At 41.4% G+C, this 19,733-nt stretch carries 20 protein-coding genes; 12 read left to right on the top strand and 8 right to left on the bottom strand.

The annotated features are described in order from the left end of the window. Window positions 1-27: 27 nt before the first annotated feature. From ESV85_RS02250 to metK, 9 genes are all read left to right on the top strand, one after another. On the top strand, window positions 28-444 hold the full coding sequence (locus ESV85_RS02250) for an RrF2 family transcriptional regulator (protein WP_146914611.1): 417 nt from the start codon (window positions 28-30) through the stop codon (window positions 442-444). Between the two features lie 75 nt (window positions 445-519). Beyond that, the gene (locus ESV85_RS02245; RefSeq protein ID WP_146914610.1) at window positions 520-792 is read left to right on the top strand and encodes a DUF2061 domain-containing protein; all 273 of its coding nucleotides are present in this window, start codon (window positions 520-522) and stop codon (window positions 790-792) included. Further along, complete coding sequence (locus tag ESV85_RS02240) at window positions 767-1,471, top strand: phosphoadenylyl-sulfate reductase (RefSeq protein WP_146914609.1); 705 nt, start codon at window positions 767-769, stop codon at window positions 1,469-1,471. Before ESV85_RS02245 ends, ESV85_RS02240 begins: the two co-directional genes overlap by 26 nt. Window positions 1,472-1,598: 127 nt before the next feature. Next, window positions 1,599-2,498 (top strand): sulfate adenylyltransferase subunit CysD, encoded by a 900-nt coding sequence (cysD, locus tag ESV85_RS02235; RefSeq protein ID WP_146914608.1) that lies wholly within the window; start codon window positions 1,599-1,601, stop codon window positions 2,496-2,498. Between the two features lie 174 nt (window positions 2,499-2,672). After that, window positions 2,673-3,929: a sulfate adenylyltransferase subunit 1 gene (locus ESV85_RS02230; protein WP_146914607.1), complete on the top strand. Its 1,257-nt coding sequence runs from the start codon at window positions 2,673-2,675 to the stop codon at window positions 3,927-3,929. A gap of 72 nt (window positions 3,930-4,001) precedes the next feature. Further along, on the top strand, window positions 4,002-6,101 hold the full coding sequence (locus ESV85_RS02225; RefSeq protein WP_146914606.1) for a HEPN domain-containing protein: 2,100 nt from the start codon (window positions 4,002-4,004) through the stop codon (window positions 6,099-6,101). Beyond that, window positions 6,098-6,874 (top strand): uroporphyrinogen-III C-methyltransferase, encoded by a 777-nt coding sequence (cobA, locus tag ESV85_RS02220; RefSeq protein WP_146914605.1) that lies wholly within the window; start codon window positions 6,098-6,100, stop codon window positions 6,872-6,874. Before ESV85_RS02225 ends, cobA begins: the two co-directional genes overlap by 4 nt. A gap of 185 nt (window positions 6,875-7,059) precedes the next feature. Continuing rightward, the gene (locus ESV85_RS02215; protein WP_146914604.1) at window positions 7,060-7,635 is read left to right on the top strand and encodes a bifunctional precorrin-2 dehydrogenase/sirohydrochlorin ferrochelatase; all 576 of its coding nucleotides are present in this window, start codon (window positions 7,060-7,062) and stop codon (window positions 7,633-7,635) included. 108 nt (window positions 7,636-7,743) lie between these two features. Next, window positions 7,744-8,997: a methionine adenosyltransferase gene (gene metK / locus ESV85_RS02210; RefSeq protein ID WP_146914603.1), complete on the top strand. Its 1,254-nt coding sequence runs from the start codon at window positions 7,744-7,746 to the stop codon at window positions 8,995-8,997. 95 nt (window positions 8,998-9,092) lie between these two features. Here the strand turns inward: metK and rho are convergent, their stop codons facing one another. From rho to ESV85_RS02190, 4 genes are all read right to left on the bottom strand, one after another. Continuing rightward, complete coding sequence (gene rho, locus ESV85_RS02205) at window positions 9,093-10,901, bottom strand: transcription termination factor Rho (RefSeq protein WP_146915147.1); 1,809 nt, start codon at window positions 10,899-10,901, stop codon at window positions 9,093-9,095. Window positions 10,902-11,107: 206 nt separating this feature from the next. Next, a complete protein-coding gene (gene recO, locus ESV85_RS02200) occupies window positions 11,108-11,797 on the bottom strand; it encodes a DNA repair protein RecO (RefSeq protein ID WP_146914602.1) in 690 nt (229 codons plus the stop codon). A gap of 145 nt (window positions 11,798-11,942) precedes the next feature. After that, the gene (locus ESV85_RS02195; protein WP_146914601.1) at window positions 11,943-12,527 is read right to left on the bottom strand and encodes a thymidine kinase; all 585 of its coding nucleotides are present in this window, start codon (window positions 12,525-12,527) and stop codon (window positions 11,943-11,945) included. An 8-nt stretch (window positions 12,528-12,535) separates the two neighbouring features. Beyond that, on the bottom strand, window positions 12,536-12,862 hold the full coding sequence (locus ESV85_RS02190) for a 2Fe-2S iron-sulfur cluster-binding protein (protein WP_146914600.1): 327 nt from the start codon (window positions 12,860-12,862) through the stop codon (window positions 12,536-12,538). 33 nt (window positions 12,863-12,895) lie between these two features. Between ESV85_RS02190 and ESV85_RS02185 the strand changes: the two genes are divergently transcribed. From ESV85_RS02185 to ESV85_RS02175, 3 genes are all read left to right on the top strand, one after another. Next, the gene (locus ESV85_RS02185) at window positions 12,896-14,002 is read left to right on the top strand and encodes a hypothetical protein (RefSeq protein WP_146914599.1); all 1,107 of its coding nucleotides are present in this window, start codon (window positions 12,896-12,898) and stop codon (window positions 14,000-14,002) included. A 149-nt stretch (window positions 14,003-14,151) separates the two neighbouring features. Then, the gene (locus tag ESV85_RS02180) at window positions 14,152-14,712 is read left to right on the top strand and encodes a Pycsar system effector family protein (RefSeq protein WP_146914598.1); all 561 of its coding nucleotides are present in this window, start codon (window positions 14,152-14,154) and stop codon (window positions 14,710-14,712) included. A 21-nt stretch (window positions 14,713-14,733) separates the two neighbouring features. After that, window positions 14,734-15,309: an HD domain-containing protein gene (locus ESV85_RS02175; RefSeq protein ID WP_146914597.1), complete on the top strand. Its 576-nt coding sequence runs from the start codon at window positions 14,734-14,736 to the stop codon at window positions 15,307-15,309. On the opposite strand, the gene rodA is transcribed toward ESV85_RS02175, so the two are convergent. The 4 genes from rodA to mreC are packed head-to-tail and all read right to left on the bottom strand — an operon-like array spanning window position 15,306 to window position 19,729. Further along, complete coding sequence (rodA, locus tag ESV85_RS02170) at window positions 15,306-16,580, bottom strand: rod shape-determining protein RodA (RefSeq protein WP_146914596.1); 1,275 nt, start codon at window positions 16,578-16,580, stop codon at window positions 15,306-15,308. The two genes, ESV85_RS02175 and rodA, sit on opposite strands and share 4 nt — an antisense overlap. Further along, window positions 16,580-18,382, bottom strand: a complete 1,803-nt coding sequence (mrdA, locus tag ESV85_RS02165) for a penicillin-binding protein 2 (RefSeq protein WP_146914595.1) — start codon at window positions 18,380-18,382, stop codon at window positions 16,580-16,582. The genes rodA and mrdA overlap by 1 nt, the downstream gene beginning before the upstream one ends. Further along, window positions 18,382-18,903 (bottom strand): rod shape-determining protein MreD, encoded by a 522-nt coding sequence (locus tag ESV85_RS02160; RefSeq protein WP_146914594.1) that lies wholly within the window; start codon window positions 18,901-18,903, stop codon window positions 18,382-18,384. Before ESV85_RS02160 ends, mrdA begins: the two co-directional genes overlap by 1 nt. Then, complete coding sequence (gene mreC, locus ESV85_RS02155; protein ID WP_146914593.1) at window positions 18,893-19,729, bottom strand: rod shape-determining protein MreC; 837 nt, start codon at window positions 19,727-19,729, stop codon at window positions 18,893-18,895. The genes ESV85_RS02160 and mreC overlap by 11 nt, the downstream gene beginning before the upstream one ends. Window positions 19,730-19,733: the final 4 nt, after the last annotated feature.

Genomic DNA, 19,733 nt, shown 5'->3' with positions numbered 1-19,733 from the left:
ATTCCCTGAAAAAGCTTATTTTTGTTTATGCTTTCTAAAAAGACAAAATACGCCTTGCATGCTTTGACCTATTTAGGCAAGCATAAGGATGAGAAGACAGTGCTAATCCAGGAGATTGCCGAGGAGTATGGGATTTCTCATAAGTTCTTGGAGAATATCTTACTCGAACTCAAGAAGGCTGGCATGCTTGGAAGCAAAAAAGGAAAAGGTGGAGGCTATTACCTGATCAAAGAACCCAAAGACATTCCTCTTTCTCGTGTGATCAGATTGCTAGACGGACCGATTGCCATGCTTCCTTGTGTGAGCTTAAATTACTATGAGCCCTGTGCTGAGTGTGTAAATGAGGCTGTTTGTGGGATAAATAGAGTAATGATCCAAGTCAGAGACGAGACTCTTAAGATACTGGAAAACAAGAGTTTAGAAGATATCTTAAAAGAAGAGTAAATTTTTTTTATAACAAACCCTATAAATTAAATAGGGTTTGTATACTTTTGGGTTTCAAACTCGTATGAAACCAGTATGATTTTAGACCAACCACTTAAAAAGCTGTTTGCCAGCAAGCCCGGAAAAGATAGCAATGCGAAGAGCATGCTTAAGTCGATCTCTTGGAGAATTGTCGGTACGATCGATACGATTATTATCTCGTATTTCGTGACGGGTCAGTTAGTAATGGCACTGTCCATTGGATCTGTTGAGGTCTTCTCAAAAATCATCCTGTATTATTTCCATGAGCGAGCTTGGGAAAGCGTCTCCAAAGTAGAATCCAATGACACAGAGAAAAAATATGCATGAGTTAGAAGCTCAGTTGGAGCAACTGAGTGCACAAGAAGGATTGGCTTTGATCGTAGATTTATTTCCTGGCAAAGTCACTTTTTCTACCTCTCTAGGTCAGGAAGATCAGGTGATCACTCAGTTGATCGCTAGCGGGAATATTCCTGTAAAGATCTTTTCTCTGGACACAGGGAGACTTTTTCCAGAGACATTAGACTTGCTATCTAGAACTGAAGCTAAATACAAGCAAAACATCAAAGTATATTATCCTACTACTGATTCTGTAGAAAAACTGGTTTCTGAAATTGGAATCAACGGGTTTTATGACTCGGTAGAAAATAGAAAGTCTTGCTGCTTTGTCCGCAAGGTGGAGCCTCTTAGAAGAGCTTTAGCAGGAAATGAAATTTGGATTACAGGGCTTCGCGCTGAACAATCTGCCAATCGTAGCGATATGAAACGCATCGAATGGGACGAAGCCAATCAGATCATTAAGTATAATCCCCTACTGGATTGGACTTTTGACCGGATGATAGCATACATAGCCGAGAAGAACATTCCATATAATCCGCTACATGACCAAGGCTTCATCAGCATAGGCTGTGCGCCATGTACACGAGCGATTATGGAAGGCGAAGATGCCCGCGCTGGTCGCTGGTGGTGGGAAGATTCGAAAAAAGAGTGCGGCTTACATGCCAAGTAAGACTCAAGATTTTAGACTCAAGACATAAGAAAGGGCAGTCAGTCTGAGCGAAGTCGAAGACAATTTAAAGATAAAATTTGAAGTGCAATTTGAGCTCGTAAATCGTACTTCGTAATTAATAAATATCATGAACAACCTATTAATACCTAATCCAAAAGAAGCAGAATCGATCCACATCATTCGTGAAGTGGCAGCGCAATTTGAGCGTCCAGTTTTGCTTTTTTCTGGAGGAAAAGACTCGATTACGCTAGTTAGACTGGCTCAAAAAGCTTTCTACCCAGCGAGAATTCCTTTCCCTTTATTGCACGTGGATACGGGTCATAATTTCCCTGAAACCATAGAGTTTAGAGATAGGCTTGTAGAAGAACTTGGATTGGAGCTGATCGTGCGGAATGTGCAGGATTCTATTGATCAGGGGAAAGTTCGTGAAGAGCGAGGAAGATATTCCAGCCGAAATTCTCTTCAGACTACCACGCTTTTGGATGCGATCGAAGAATTCAAATTTGATGCATGTATCGGCGGAGCAAGAAGAGATGAGGAAAAGGCTAGAGCGAAAGAAAGAGTTTTCTCAGTACGAGATGACTTTGGTCAGTGGGATGAGAAAAATCAGCGTCCAGAGCTTTTTGATATGCTAAATGGTAAAATCCATAATGGCCAGAATGTACGTTGTTTCCCGATTTCTAACTGGACCGAATTGGATGTTTGGGAGTATATCAAAACTGAAAATATTGAAATCCCTTCGATCTACTTTGCGCATGAGCGCGAGGTATTCCTTCGTGACGGGATGATCTGGACTGCCAATGAGCATGTGTTTAGAGAAGCCCACGAAGAAGTATTGGTAAAAATGGTACGATTCAGAACTGTAGGTGACATGACTTGTACTGCTGCAGTGTTTTCGGAAGCCGTATCGTTGGATGATGTGGTCGGAGAAATCAGAGACTCTTCCATCTCCGAACGTGGTGCTAGAATCGATGACAAGAGATCCGAAGCCGCGATGGAGAAAAGAAAGAAAGTCGGATACTTCTAAGATAATCTTTGAGGTGTCACCCTGAGCGAAGTCGAAGGGTCTCCTCGAAGGTTTGATTCTACCCGTTATGCTGCTTCTCCAGAAGCAGCATTGATCAAACTTTAAACTCTCAGTATCAGAGTCAAGCCAAGTCCAGCTTCTGGAGAAGCAGAACAACAGAAAACTAGAAACAACATGTCTGAAAATAGAAAACTTATAAAAATCGCTACTGCAGGTTCTGTCGATGATGGCAAGAGCACGCTGATTGGGCGATTGCTATACGATACCAAATCGCTGACAACTGATAAAATCGAAGCAATCGAGCGTAGCTCCAAGCAACGTGGTTACGATTACCTGGATTTCTCTTTGGCAACTGACGGATTGGTAGCGGAGCGTGAGCAAGGTATCACGATTGACGTCGCGCATATATATTTCAATACAGATAAGACAAACTTCATCGTAGCTGATACTCCTGGTCATGTGGAGTACACGCGAAACATGGTGACAGGTGCTTCCACCTCTCAAGTAGCGATCATCTTGATCGATGCGAGAAAAGGCGTGATTGAGCAGACTTACCGTCACTTCTTTATTTCCAATTTGCTTCGTATCAGCCATGTGGTGGTTGCGATCAATAAGATGGATTTGGTCAATTATGACGAGGAAGTTTATTTGAAAATCAAAGCTGATTTTGATGCGTTGGTAGCTAAGTCTGACTTCACAGAAGATCAGATCACCTTTATCCCTGTCTCTGCTTTGAAAGGAGAAAACATCGCACGCCAGTCGGAAGAGATGCCTTGGTATGTAGGGAATACGCTTTTGGATCATCTGGAAGTGTTGGAGCCTGCTGATTTGCAGGAGCACTCTGTAGCTAGATTTCCAGTGCAATATGTCATTCGTCCTAAGACAGAAGCTTGGCATGACTTCAGAGGTTTCTCTGGAATGCTCTATGGTGGAAATCTAAAAGTAGGTGATGAGGTAACGCTATTGCCTTCTATGAATACTTCCACGATCAAAAGCATTCACTATTTCGACCAAGAAATTCAAGAAGCTGCTCCAGGAAGTTCCATTGCCATTACTTTGGATACAGAAGTGGATCTAAGTCGCGGAGATATGTTGGTAAAAAGCTCTTCTGTGCCACGCAGCGAAAAGCAACTTACTGCAACTATCTGTCAGGTAAATAGTAAGCCGCTGAGAGTAGGAGGGAAATATATTTTGCAACATGGAGTGAATCGCGTGTTGGCAAAAGTAGATCAGATTGAATCTAGAATTCATACTGATTTTACCGGAACTGAAACTGCAGATCAATTGAAATTAAATGACATCGGGCGAGTGCATTTCCGCTTAAGCAAGCCGATCCACTTTGATACCTACAAAGAAAATAAAGCGAACGGGAGTTTTATCCTGATTGAAGAAGGAGAATACGATACCGTTTCGGTTGGATTTATTGAATGATTAAACCCTTCGACTTCGCTCAGGGTGACCGTCTTCTCAATTCCAACCACAGCCATTAAACCTATTACAGCCATGCAAAGCTTTAGAACCGAACTAGAAAATAATATAGTAGAACAAGATATCATCGACTTAGAAAAGAAAATTGCTCTTTTCAAATCAGGTAATATTGACGAAGAAAAATTCCGCAGCCTTCGTCTGGCTCGTGGCGTTTACGGACAGCGTCAGCCAGGTGTGCAGATGATCCGAATCAAACTGCCTTATGGCCGTGTTTCTTCCGATCAACTTCGTAGGATTTGCAAGGTTTCGGATGAATACTCTACCGGAAGATTGCATATAACGACTCGTCAAGATATTCAGATTCACTACGTGAGTTTGGATCGTACGCCTGAACTTTGGGCGGAATTGGAGCGGGATGATGTGACTATCCGTGAGGCTTGTGGAAATACCGTAAGAAATGTCACTGCTTCAGAAAATGCGGGCATCGATCCAAATGAGCCATTTGACGTGACTCCTTATGCAGATGCGGTTTTTAAATACTTTTTGAGAAATCCTATCTCTCAGGAAATGGGCAGGAAATTCAAAATTTCCTTTTCCTCTTCTGATGAGGATACTGGATTGAGCTATTTACACGATTTAGGTTTTATCCCGAAAGTGAAAGTGATCGATGGCCAGGAAGTTCGTGGATTTAAAGTGATGCTAGGTGGAGGTCTGGGATCTCAGCCACGTCACGCGGATGTGTTTTCTGAGTTTGTGGAAGCAGATCAGATCATTCCATTTGCAGAAGCGGTGATCAGGATTTTTGACCGTCATGGTGAGCGTGCTAAGCGTATGAAAGCCAGAATGAAGTTTTTGATCAAAGACATGGGTGTTGAGGCATTCTTGGAATTGGTTGAAAATGAGAAAAAAGCTCTTCCATTTAAGTCTTACCCAATAGATTTTGAAACGTATGAAGCTGCGCAAAAACTTCCTGATGCTCCTTCTGCGACTGTGGAGGAAGAACTTGGGTTGGATTTTGAGCATTTCAAACTCACTAATGTTTTGCCTCAAAAGCAAAAGGGATATGTGTCTGTGGGTGTAAGAGTTTCGCTTGGAGATTTTTATACAGATCAAGCTAGAAAACTGGCTGATTTGGTGGAAAAATATGCAAACGCTGAGGTTCGTTTTACTCTTCGTCAAAACTTCCTGATTCGTGATGTTCGTGAGGACTTGGTTCCTTATTTCTACAAAGAATTGAAGGAATTGGGATTGGCTTCTGCTGGCTATAATTCCTTGGGAGATATCACTGCTTGTCCTGGTACAGATACCTGTAATCTTGGAATTGCAAGCTCGACTGGTATTGCAGCAGAATTGGAAAAAGTAATTCTCGCAGAGTATCCACAATACCTAAAAAATCAGGAATTGGTGATCAAGATTTCTGGCTGTATGAATGCCTGTGGTCAGCACAATATGGCTCATATTGGTTTTCAGGGCATGTCTATGAAATCTGGAAAAGTTGTCATCCCTGCACTTCAAGTATTGCTTGGAGGTGGAAATATGGGTGATGGAAACGGACGTTTTGCAGATAAAGTGACAAAAATCCCAAGCAAAAGAGGTCCTCAAGCTTTACGGGTTTTGCTAGATGATTTCGAAGCAAATGCAGATGGACTTGATTTCTTGAGCTATTACGACGAAAAAGGGCAGATCTATTTCTACGATTTATTGAAGGAATTAGGTGATGCTTCTACTGTGACTCCAGCCGATTATGTGGATTGGGGAAATACAGAAGATTATAAAATAGCAGTTGGTGTGGGTGAATGTGCCGGTGTGGTTCTTGACTTGGTTGCTACCTTGCTTCTGGAAGCGAAAGAGAAAATCGATATCGCTCAAAAATGTCTGGAAGAAGGACGCTGGTCAGATAGCATCTACCATCACTATGCAGGATTGATCAATGCTGCGAAAGCAATTTTGCTAAGCGAAAGCTTGAGTGCGAATTCCTATGCGAACATCATCGCTCAGTTTGACGAGGCTTTTGTAGCAAGTGGGAAAATCGATTTGGGAGGAACATTCGCAGAGAAGATCTACCAGATCAATCAAAATGAACCTACTGAAGAGTTTGCAAGAGCATATGCCAATGAAACTTTGGAAATCTACGGTTTGCTGAAAAGCTATCGTGAGGAAGAGGTGACTGCATGAAACCATTCAATCAACCAAAAGTAACACTGGTCGGAGCTGGCCCAGGTGATCCTGAATTGATCACGCTCAAGGCCGTATTGGCATTGAACAAAGCCGATGTGGTTTTGTATGATGCGTTGATCGATCCGGTTTTGCTTGATCATGCACCAGAGACTGCACTTAAGATCTTTGTTGGCAAGCGAGTGGGAAAGCATTCGCAGCCACAAGAAGATACCAATCAACTTTGCGTCAGCCTAGCCAAAAAGCATGGACATGTCGTTCGTCTAAAAGGCGGAGATCCATTTGTCTTCGGACGTGGATCAGAGGAAATCGAATATATAGAAGCATTTGGTATCAGCACTGAAATGATCCCCGGTATTACTTCGGCAATTGCAGTTCCTGCTGCGGCTGGAATTCCAGTGACCAAACGAGGAGTTTCCGAGAGCTTTTGGGTAGTGACAGGCACCACTTCAGTGGGAGCACTTTCCAAAGATTTGGCACTAGCAGCTCAATCCACGGCGACTGTTGTGGTGCTGATGGGTACTAGGAAATTGGCTGAGATTTCGAAGGTTTATAGTAAGTTTGGAAAAGCTGATTTACCAATAGCGATTATTCAAAGTGGTACCACGCGCGAGGAAAAGATCGTAGCCGGCTATATTTCAGATATAGAGCAAAAAGCTGAAGAAGCCAAGGTAGAAGCCCCAGCGATCATCATCATTGGTGAGGTAGTGCGTGAAAGCATGAAATTGGCAGAGGTATATAGGGAAGTGGTTTCAGTAGCTGGAAGACGGTAGACGGAAGACCGAAGAAAAAAAGCACAAGAAGTTTTTTCAGTTTTAAGACTTTGAAATGCGCCACGACAGAAAAGCTTTGGTTACTTTCCAACGTAATATCCAAGACCGAATGATGAATTCGGAATGTCGAAGTCCAGAATTGCCCGAGTCTATTGTCTTGATTCTAACATCTTGATTCTAAAAAAATGAACCACCTATACCCTATATTTCTCAAAGTACACGAACTCAACGTGCTCCTGATCGGCGGAGGAAATGTGGGTACGGAGAAGCTTCAGTTTTTATTGAAGTCAAGTCCAAATGCGCAGGTAACTGCAGTTTCTAGAGAATTTTCCCAGGACTTTTTGGATCTAGCTTCCACGACAGATACTGTGACTGTGATTGAGGATGTGTACCACGAAAAGTATCTTGGAGGAAAGCATATCGTGATCGCCGCGACGGATGATAAACCAGTCAATCGGCAAATCAGAGATGAAGCCAAAGAGCGATTTCTCTTGGTTAACGTGGCTGATACGCCTGATCTATGTGATTTTTATCTGGGGGGAATCGTCACCAAAGGAAACTTGAAAATCGCCATCAGTACCAATGGGAAATCTCCAACGGCGGCAAAACGTTTTCGCCAGCTTTTGGAAGAAGTTCTTCCCGAAGAAATCGATGATTTGCTAGACAATCTTAATGCCTACAGAGATACGCTGAAAGGGGACTTTGAATACAAAGTGAAGGCTATGAATGAGATTACCGAGGGATTGGTGAAGAAGAGATGAGCCAGTCATCACAACATTCCTTCTTCATCCATTAACTCTAGTTTTTTATTTCACCTAGTTCCCGTATTTTTGGACTTCCTTTAAAATACGCATTACCAACTTATATTTATGGCATATCTATTTACCTCAGAATCCGTTTCTGAGGGGCATCCAGATAAAATCGCAGACCAAATTTCTGACGCGTTAATTGACAATTTTTTGGCTTTCGACCCTAACTCCAAAGTAGCTTGTGAGACTCTTGTGACTACTGGCCAGGTGTTTTTGGCGGGAGAGGTGAATTCTGATATCTACCTTGATGTGCAGAAAATCGCCCGTGACGTGATCAATCGAATCGGTTATACGAAGAGTGAATACATGTTTGAAGGTAATTCTTGCGGAGTACTTTCTGCAATCCATGAGCAGTCTTCTGAGATTAATCAAGGCGTAGTTCGTCAAAATCCAGAAGAGCAAGGCGCAGGTGATCAAGGAATGATGTTTGGTTATGCTACCAACGAAACTGAGAATTTCATGCCTTTGGCTTTGGATCTTTCTCATATGATCCTTCGTGAATTGGCGGATTTGAGAAGAGAGAATAAGGATATAACTTATATCCGTCCTGACTCAAAAGCTCAAGTGACTATAGAGTATAGTGACGATAATGTGCCTCAGCGAATTGAAGCAATTGTGGTTTCTACTCAGCACGATGATTTTGACGAGGAAGGCAAAATGCTTGCAAAAATCAAGTCTGATATCATTTCGATCTTGATCCCAAGAGTAGTTGCGAAGCTGAAGCCAGAAATACAGAAGCTTTTCACTTCTGAAATCAAATATCATATCAATCCAACGGGCAAGTTTGTGATCGGTGGACCACACGGTGACACTGGTTTGACCGGTAGAAAAATCATCGTAGATACTTACGGTGGAAAAGGTGCCCACGGTGGAGGAGCTTTCTCAGGAAAAGATCCTTCTAAAGTTGACCGTTCTGCAGCTTATGCTACACGTCACATAGCAAAAAACATGGTTGCTGCTGGTCTTGCTGATGAAGTTTTGGTGCAGGTTTCTTATGCAATTGGAGTTGCTAAGCCGATGGGTATTTATATCAATACTTATGGAACTGCTAAAGTGGATATGCACGATGGTGACATTGCGAAGAAAATTGAAGAGCTTTTCGATATGCGTCCTTATGCTATCGAGCAGCGCTTGAAGCTACGTAATCCTATCTATGAGGAAACTGCTGCTTACGGCCACATGGGAAGAACTAATGAAGTGGTCACAAAGACCTTCTATTCTCCATACCGAGACGAAATCAAACTTGAGGTAGAGTTATTCACCTGGGAAAAACTTGACTACGTAGATAGAATCAAAAAAGCATTTGATCTATAAAAACAACAAAGCCTTCTGAAACTTCAGAAGGCTTTGTTGTTTTACTGAAGTGTCTTTTCCTATAGTTTTCACTTAAGGAAAAGACACTTTATTTTTTAACTGTTCATGCTGATCAAGAACTCTGCATTGTCGCGAGTTCCTTTCATACGCTGAAGCAAGAATTCCATAGACTCTTGAGAGTTCATGTCGCTCATTAGCTTACGAAGGATCCATACACGCTGCATTTCTTCTTTGTCCATCAATAGATCTTCACGACGAGTACCTGAGTTAAGCACATCAATGGAAGGATAGATTCTTCTGTTGGCAAGCTTACGATCTAGTGCAAGTTCCATGTTACCAGTTCCTTTGAATTCTTCAAAGATCACTTCATCCATTTTAGAACCTGTTTCCACTAAGGCTGTAGCGATGATAGTCAATGAACCACCATTCTCTACGTTACGTGCCGCACCGAAGAAACGCTTTGGCTTATGAAGTGCATTAGCATCCACACCACCGGAAAGGATCTTTCCTGAGCTTGGTACCACTGTATTGTGTGCTCTAGCAAGTCTAGTGATAGAGTCCAAAAGGATGACCACATCATGCCCTACTTCCACCATACGCTTTGCTTTTTCTAATACAATATTAGAAACCTTCACGTGTCTGTCTGCAGTCTCATCGAATGTAGAAGAAATCACTTCTGCATTTACTGAACGAGCCATATCCGTCACTTCTTCTGGTCGCTCATCGATCAGTAAGATCATTAAGTGAACTTCAGGGTGATTTTTTGTAATCGCATTCGCGATCTGCTGTAGCAATACTGTCTTACCAGTTTTTGGCTGAGCTACGATCATACCTCTTTGACCTTTACCTATAGGAGCAAATAGATCTACTACGCGTGTGGAGAATTTATCTCCTGTGGTAGATAAATTTAATCTTTCTTCTGGGAAAAGTGGAGTTAGGTATTCGAAAGGAACACGGTCTCTGATTTCATCTGTAGTCTTACCATTGACGGTAGCGATTTTCAAAAGTGCAAAGTACTTTTCACCTTCTTTAGGAGGACGAATAGATCCTTTGATATGATCACCGGTTTTCAGTCCGAAAAGTTTTACCTGGCTAGGCGATACATAGATATCATCTGGAGAAGCAAGGTAGTTGTAATCCAATGAACGAAGGAAGCCGTAGCCCTCTTGCATCATTTCCAAGACACCTTCGTTGTCGATTACTCCATCGAATTCACGAGGATTTACGCCTGGGCGTCTACGATTGGAATGAGGAACTGTCTCAGCTGCTGGAGCCATCACCTCATCGGGTGACTTGAAGTTTCTTCTTCTTGGGAGTTCTACTTCTTGCTCAGGTTTTGCTTGAGTTTGAGCAGGTGTATTTGCCGGCTTATCCTCTTTTTTAGTTTCGGCAGTAGTTTCTGCTTCTTCGAATACTTTACGTCTCGGTCTGAATGTCTTTGGCTCCTCGGCTACTGCCTCAGATTTTGGCAACGGCTTTCTTTCAACTTTCTCTGGTTGGGCTTCTTTTTTAGCTTTCCAGTCCGGCTTATTTTCTTTAGGCTTTGGCGCGTCTGCCGTATTTTTTGACTCTTGAGCAGGAGTAGCGGCAGGTGTTTCGGATGCTTCCGGTACTGCTGTTACGTTCTGTCTCTTGAATTTAGGCTTGTATTCCGGCTCTTCGGTAGCTTTTGCAGGAGCAGGCTTTGGTGCTTCTACTGGTTTTTCCGGTGCTTTATCTGGCTCTGTGGCAGCTGAAGGCTTCTTTTTTGGCAAGGCTTGCTCAGGGGTGATAGCTTGCTGGTCGAGGATAGCATAGACGAGTTCGTCTTTCTTTAGAGATTTGTGGCTTTTGACACCTAGCTCCTCAGCGATTTCCTTCAGTTCAGACAATAACCTGACTCTGAGTTCTTCTATGTTGTACATATAGAGGGTATGAAATAAATAAAATGTGGTAAATGCGGTATTTGAGATCGTGGATGATTTTCTGAGCAAAAAAGATCTGCAGGAAACACTCAAGTCAAAGTGGGCTGACTTGCTCATTCACGGTGATATCACAATATTAACCGATGCGTTTGTATTAACCAAATATTTGTTCTGTATAGACTGTTATTTGAATCAATTAGCTGGCATTAGCCATTTAATTGCCTAAGAATCACCAGAGATTTCCAGTTCCCGGGATTGTCCAAGTGCTGGCTATAGAAGTCAAGCAGGTGATCCAAAAGCTTTTGGCGGAGTATTTTTCCTATTTTGGCTTCATTGGAAAAAGAGGAACTCATGAGGGCAGCGAGGTAATTTTCGGCTTGAGTGAGTTCCGAAACAGAAAAGGGCTGAGAGCGACTTTCTGACAAAAAACCTAGAGCTTCTCGTGGCGCAAAGCCGAGATAACTGGCTTTTTCGATTAAGAATACTAAAGGGAATTGGGCGAGGTGCACTTCTTTACTATCTAAATGAATGATGCATTCTTTGAGAAAATCAAAAAGTGACTCGTTCTGGTAATTTTCATAGATGGACTTGCTGATTACTTCTGTGATGAAAAGGGCAATTCCGGTTCTCGTAAAATCAAAAGGAATAAGCTGGTGGGCTCTGTGTACCTGTGCTTCGGATATTCGCTGCAAACCAGCTGTGTCTTTATCGTAAACGACTAGCTCTAGTAGAGTTAAAGGCTGATATAAAGCTATTTTTGATTTATTTCCCTGAGTACGTACTCCGTTTACCAAATAAGATTTAAGGCCAAGTTCCCGTGTAAATATCTTCACGATTATACTCGTTTCCTTGTATCGAATGGCACCTAGAACTATCCCTTGGGTCTTTTTAAGCATATTTTGAAGTAGTTGTCTTGCTTAGGTGTTTCAGGTAGGAATTAAGGGCTAGTGGAGTTGACTTCATCATTCGGCCTTCCTTGTTTAATGGTTGTCTTTGCTCTTTGTCTCCCGAAACATCGGTCACCTAACATCCAACATCTTTCTATTTCTTATCCTCATAAAAACACTTTCTGCACCGTGCTTCATAGCTTTCTTTTTCTCCCAGCACCACTTTTTCTTTTGCATCAGACAATCGAAACGAGAAAGCCGCCAAATCTCCGCATTTCATGCAAATAGCATTTACTTTAGTGACATACTCAGCAATAGCCATGAGCTTTGGCATAGGACCGAAGGGGTTTCCTTCGAAATCCATGTCCAAGCCAGCCAGAATCACACGTTTTCCTTGATTGGCAAGCTTCTGTGCCACTGGAACGATTTGCTCATCGAAAAACTGAACCTCATCAATTCCCACTACATCACAATCACCACTTAATAATAAGATGTCATTTGCAAAATTTACAGGTGTTGATCGGATGGAGTTATCATTGTGAGATACTACAGCATTTTCGTCGTATCGCTTATCAATTGACGGCTTGAAAATCTCTACTTTTTGCTTCGCAATTTTGGCACGATTCAGTCTACGAATCAATTCTTCTGTTTTTCCAGAAAACATTGAGCCGCAAATTACCTCTATCTGACCTTTATTTCCTGAGGACTTTTGTCTACCAATTGAAGGTTCTATAAACATGCTTGATGCTATTGGCTATATTCTATATGTGGGAACTTATTGAATTTGCCCACTCGGACAACAATCTCTCCTGTTGGAAGTTCCGCTTGGCAAGCCAATCTTTCTCCCACACGTAGTCTGCCTTGTTTGAGAAAATCAAGTTCAGCCTTCGTAGGTGGTGAAAGATTTTCTTCGCCAGATTTCAGGATGATTTTACACGTAGTACATCTACCCTTTTTCCCACAAGCATGCATCCAATCGATACCATTTTCATGAATAATTTCGATAACTTTACGATGAATGCTAATAGAATTAATCCTCAGATTAAATAGATTTTCTATGACGATTTGAGGCATTTGTTCGTTGACTTTTGTAAACACCACTCTTCAATGACAACTCAAATTAACAGCAATTATTTAGAAAAATACGCCGAAGACTTTTCCGCGATTGTTTGCGGGCAGTTTTTCTCTTCCAAACAATACATGACGGGGCAGGACATCGTTCAGCTTACCAATAGCACTCAGGTGAATTTCTTCATTATCAAAAGGCTATTCGAATTGTGGCAAGAGGAACTCGGTAAGCTTAAGAGTAATCCTTATTTCGATTATCGGGATATTTCGGTGCATGAAGCCTTGACTGAGTTTATGAACGTCCTCTCAAAGAGAATCAAGATAGAGAAAGAGCAACTTCAGCCACTTTTAAAGACTGCAGTTAAACAGTCCATCCAGGTTGCTACTGATCCGGTTACATTTTATCAAAATGAGATCTCCAAAGCCCCAACAGGTAAGATCAACGAATTTCTGAAAGAGAATAAGAAATACTATAAATGGCATCACCAAGCGATCACGTTTTTAGTAGATAAGGCTGGTTTTGGGCATGATGAAAGTGCTTACCTCCGTGCAGTTGCTGCTAATTATCAGGCAATTAATGAGACTTTAGAATCGGTGAATTTGCTTTTGGCTACACTCGGAGATATTAAACCTTTTGATTTGGATGCTTATATAGTTCAGGATTCTCCAGAGCCTGTTCCAGCGGCAATACCGGAATCAAATAGGGAGCAGGAATCTAAAAGCTCATTCTTTGATCAGGTAGAAATGGAAGCTTCACCTGCTAGAAATTCGGTTTCTGAGCCAGTGAAAATGGAAGAGCCAGTCAAACCAGTACCACCTAGCTATGCAAATGGAGCAGAACATGCTTTTAATCCTAATAATTTGAAGGCGAGATTTGAAACGCTCTCTTATAAAGGTATGAAAGGAGTGATGGGCGAGCTTGCAGAAAGCCTTGCCATCAATCAGCGTTTTATGTTTACAAAAGAGCTTTTCGACGGAAATGCGGATTTACTCAAGCATGCGCTCAAATCTATCGATAAGTGCGATTCATTTGATGAGGCGATTGGATTGGTGAATTCTCGATATTCAGGAGAACTAGGTTGGAAGTCAGAATCCGAGCCAGTGCAGGAGTTTCTATTGCTGGTTTATAGGAAGTTTGAAGTGTAGACTTGGAATATTTTGAAGAAAACAAAGAGCTGGTTTCTAGCTCTTTTTTCTTTTTGTAAAATCAAATCTCCTTAATTTATAGGAATTGCTTAATTCACAGATTATCTTGTTTTTACATGTTGATATTTTTGAGTCAACTTTTTTAATCAATGCGTAAGAAACTTCAAGACCTAAAAGACCTCCCTCCCTTAGAACCCGGCATAGATGCTGTGGATAACTACTGGTATCTAATCATGTATCTACGTGATTTAATCAAAGCTTCTGAGATCAAAGCAGGCTTAGTGCTTTCTTTTTATGGGTTATTGATGAATGTGTTCTTTCAGTTTTATGAGCATTTGATAGAACTGGCTGCCTCTGACTTCCTGACTTATGGCTTTATGGGGCTATGGTTCGTATTCAGTGTCATCTCTATTTATTATAGTTTCAGATGTTTTATGCCTCAGATTGAGACCAATTTTGACAAGAGCGTATTTTTCTTTGGGAATATTATTTCGTCTTATGGCCCTATCAAAGACTACGTAAAAGAATTGGAAAAAGTGAGTACAAATAGGCGACCGCTCTTTGATCAGTTGGGAGAGCAGGTATTCATTAATGCAAAGATTACTGCTGAGAAATTCAAAAATGTCAACCTTTCTGTTCGATACTTATCATTTAATATTGGCCTAGTGTTTGTTTTTATTTTGTACTACGCAATAAAAACGGCCTTTTAGCCAACAGCCCTGTTTCATTCCATGCAAGGATATCGCGCTCTTCGAAAACGAGTTTTATCTAATCTTGAGGCTAATTTGCCCAAGTCTCTGACTTATCATGCCCTTGATCATACACTGGACGTGTTGAATGTGTGTAATCAATATATAAAGCGGGAAAAGTTGTCTTTAGAAGAGCGTTATCTATTGAGAATGGGTGCAATAGTCCACGACATGGGTTTTCTCAAAGGCCCATCAAATCATGAAGAGGTAGGAGCTGGGATGGCTGAAATTATTATGAAGGATTTGGGTGTGAAGCCAAAAGCGATTGAACAAGTGAAAGGCTTGGTAATGGCTACTAAAATTCCTCAAAGTCCAAAAAATCACCTTCAGCGGATTATTTGCGATGCCGATTTGGATTACTTAGGAAGACAGGATTATCCTGAGATAAGTGAGAAATTATTTGAGGAATTGAAGAATATGAATGTGATCTCTACGCCTCAGCAGTGGAAGGATCTACAGATTAATTTTTTGAAGGCCCATCAATACCATACGCCCTTTGCCATTAAAAATAGAGAGCCACAAAAGCAAATCTGGCTAAAAAAGCTGCTAGCTTCTTAGCCCATTCTTCCCAGTTGTAATGCTCTGGCACTATCCATTTTGATGAAGACGAATAGCAGAATTGTAAACGACCAAAGCGAGGATCCTCCATAGCTAAAGAAAGGTAATGGAATTCCTACCACTGGAAATAGTCCTATGGTCATGGCGATATTGATCATGAAGTGAAACATCAGAATCGAAATCACACAATAGCCATATATTCTATTAAACCTGTTTTTTTGGCGCTCCGCCATGAGCACTAATCGGGTAATCATGGCTACAAACAATGAAATGACAACAAAGCTGCCTAGCCAGCCAAACTCTTCACCTAGCGTACAAAATATAAAATCTGTGTGTTGCTCAGGAACAAAGTCAAACTTAGTCTGCGTGCCTTGTAAATAACCTTTTCCTGCAAGTCCACCTGAGCCGATAGCAATTTTGGATTGCGTAACATTCCATCCAACACCAAGCGGGTCTAGGTCTGGATTGAAAAGTACCATGATTCTATTTTGCTGGTGCTCAGGAAGTTTAGAAACCACAAAGTCTAGGCTATAGGTGAATGCAATTAATGCGATTCCTATTACACTGAAAGCGATTATTTGCTGAGGCGTCTTTTTTCCCATCATAATCAGGATGGCAACGATCACCACAATAGCACCCGCTAAATAGAGATTGTTTTCTATACCTAGTGCCAGTAAGGCTATTGCAATTATACCGATGCCAAGCACGTAGAATTTTTGTGGCAGCCCTTCACGATAGAACATAATGAGCATCGAGAAATATACCATGGCCGTACCAGTATCTGGCTGAAGAATGATCAATACTATCGGTAGTAAGAGCACTCCAAATGCCTGTAATTGATATTTGGTTTTGGAGAGATCAAAGGTGGGTCTTTCCATAAACTTGGCTAGGGCCAGTGCTGTCGCAAATTTGGCAAACTCTCCGGGCTGTATACGGAAAGAACCAAATCCAATGGTAAGTATCTGCCCATTTACTTCTTTTCCCAGAAAAGGAGTCAGTAGCAGTAATACCAGCATTACCAGATATATAGGAATTGCCAGATTTTCGAATAGACGGTAATCTGCCGCCATGATTACGATAATGATCGCTATCGCGGTCCCTATCCACACTAGTTGGATGCCGGAATTGATTGAAGTATCGAAGATGCTTTTGTTCACCTGCCCATCATAGACTGCGGCGTAGATATTGAACCAGCCTATCATTACTAATACGAAATAGATCATAACGGTGATCCAGTCCACCCGATTTATGTTGATGTCCTTCTCGCGCATTAATAAATGAAGTTTCCTGTTATGACATATTTCTCAAGATCAGGTCTTGAGATACTGTCTTTAAGGTATTTCTCTATCATTAATGAGGCAGTACTTGCTGCAGCTCTTCCACCCCAACCTGCATTTTCAACGTAAACAGCAATGGCTATTTGAGGATTGTCCTTTGGTGCAAAAGCAATGAACACAGAGTGATCTTCACCATGAGGATTTTGAGCTGTTCCCGTTTTTCCGGCAATCTGAATATCCTTCATGATAGCTCGCTGAGCCGTACCGTATAGAGCCTGAACCATTGCATCCTGTACCATATCAAAGTGATGTGCATCTACACCTACTTGATGTTTGGTAAGATATTCCTGAGGAATCCGACTTTTGTCTCCGTCAATAGCTTTTACTAAATGAGGCGTGTAATAGTATCCTTTGTTTGCAAAAATGGCTGCTAGATTAGCCATTTGAAGTGGTGTCACAAGCAGTTCCCCTTGGCCAATAGAAAGAGAATAAATGGTGGAGTATTTCCAGCGACCATTACCATAGAAATGATCGTAATATTTACTAGAAGGCACGTCACCTCCTTTTTCATTTGGCATGTCCACGCCCAATTTTCCTCCTAGTCCAAATTTCAGCACTCTATCTCGCCATGCATTCAGACCAATTTCAGTATCCTTATAGGTATTGCTGGATACTTCCTGATTGATAATTTGGCGGAAAGCCTGGTGATAATATGGGTTGCAGGAATTTCGGATTGCCCCAAATAAGTTGACTGGAGATGGGTGATTGTGACAAGCAACTAAAGACTTATTACAAGCAAAAGTAGTTTCAGGAGTCAAAATTCCTTCTTGTAAACCGATAAGACTTTGTACGATCTTAAAAATCGATCCTGGAGGATAAGTCGCCATGATTGGACGATTGAACAAAGGCTTAGTCTCTAGGGAATTCAAAGCTCTGTAGCTCTTACTGAATTCTGCACCTGTCAAGGAATTAGGGTCATAAAATGGTGCAGAAATCATACTTAGAATTTCCCCTGTTTTAGGCTCTATAGCTACTACAGAGCCAGTTTTTCCTTGCATCAGTAGCTCACCATATTTCTGGAGCTCCATATCTATGGAAGAGTTGATGTTGTGGCCAGCGACTGATGCGGTATCGTATTCACCGTCTTTGAACGGACCTTTGTCTATTCCCCGCACGTTGACCATTTTGTATTTCACTCCTTTTTTTCCCCGCATCTCATCTTCATAGAAGCGTTCCATTCCACTAAGTCCTACATAATCTCCCTGTACATAATAGCCCGAGCTGTCAAGTTCAAGTTGTCTTCCGCTTATCTCACCAATGTATCCCAAGGCGTGAGAAGCCACTGGCTCTGGATAAGAACGAACTGAGCGAGTCATAATAAACAAGCCTGGGTAATCGATTAGAAAGTCTTGAATTTTAGCAAAATCATTGGTAGATATCTGCTTGATGAAAGTAGAAGGCTTTACATAGGAATATTTTCGTGCTGCTTGATAAGACTCGATCAAGTGCTCTTTTGTTATCCCAAAAAGATTTAAGAAACGAGTAGTATCACCTACCTCAAATTCCTTTGGGACTATCATCAAATCAAAAATAGGATTGTTATAAACGAGCAATTTACCATTGCGGTCGTAGACTAACCCACGATAGGGATGATCTACCACTCGTTGAATGGCATTCCGCTCAGCTTTTCGGATAAAGCTGTCGTCCATCACTTGGATCATAAAAAGCTTGGTTAATAGTACCAAACCAATCAAGAAAACAAAGATGATTATTACTACGGGCCTTTGGTCGTTCATTAGATTCCTCTCCTGCGTTTGAAGAACAGGAGTTGTACAATTATAGCCATAATGACTGTAAATATCGAGGAGAAAAAGCTTTTGTTTAATACACCAAATAATCCCCCTGTTCCCCATTGATCAGCAATGAAAAACATGAGTGAGAAGGCAAAAACTAAAGGTAACGTATAGCTTATATACCATCCAATTCCCATTTCAGGAAGGGTGGGAAAATTAGCATCGTCATAACCGCCATTTGGACTGATGGCTTTGAGCCAGTAAGGGCGTAAGAAAGCCAAGAGTGTCACGGCCGAAGCATGAAGACCAAGTGTATCGTAGAATACATCTACGAGTAAGCCTATGCCAAAACTCATCAAGATCAAGGGAAAGCCACGCAAGGAGATAGGAAAACTCAAGATAGCCAGTAAGTAGATGAAGCAGAAAGCCACACCAAAAAGCGCGAGGTTTTTCAATAGTAAGATCTGCACCAAGCACAGACAAATCACCAAGAATACGTAAGTAATCAGACTTCTAAAATTCATTTTCTATATCTGAATTCATATGTAGAGAATCAATCTCATCTAATCGAGCATTTTCTACTAAATAGACATAATGCGCCTTGCTGAAATCTGTGCTAAGCTTTATTACAATATCCAGAAAGTTAGGGTCTTCTCCTTGATCTACACTTTCTATAATTCCGATTATAATGCCCTCAGGAAAAACTGCACTAAATCCAGTGGTGACAATTGTATCTCCAGGATTAGCATTTACGTGACGAGGAACATACAGAAGCTTAGATTTTTCGGAGTTCTTTCCATCCCATTTAGTCGTTCCAAAAGAGTTATTGCTCTTGATTTTAGAGGAAAGCTTAAGCTCCGTGTTGAGCAAAGAAAAGGCCACTGAGTAATTTTCAGATACTGACTTTACTCTTCCAATAACTCCCTCTTCGTTAAATACTCCCATTCCAGGTTTTACTCCATCCTTAGACCCTTTGTTAAGAGTGATATGGTTTTGAGAAAAACGCAGAGAATTGCTAATAATTCGAGCGCCTTTGAAAGTAAACTGAGCCTCCAATGCTGAATCCAACTGGATAGTCATACTATCAGGTATTGAATTCAAAGTTTTAAGATGCTCCAATAGTGCGGCATTTTCCACAAGGAGCGCTTCATTAGCCTCCGCGAGTGAAAAGAAATCTACGACGTCTGAGCGGGTCTTAAGAACGGATCCGGTTACTGCATTGGAACTATTGAAGAAAGCTGCACCCTGAGGTGAATTATTGGAGACAATTAATCCTATCGCCAATACTTCAAGCAAAACAAATAATAGAAAAGACCTTAGGCTATAAAGGAATTGAAGGATGCGTAGCATTCGG

Source organism: Algoriphagus aquimarinus (assembly GCF_007997215.1).
GTDB lineage: Bacteria > Bacteroidota > Bacteroidia > Cytophagales > Cyclobacteriaceae > Algoriphagus > Algoriphagus aquimarinus_A.
This window is presented reverse-complemented; position numbering and strand designations above follow the sequence as displayed.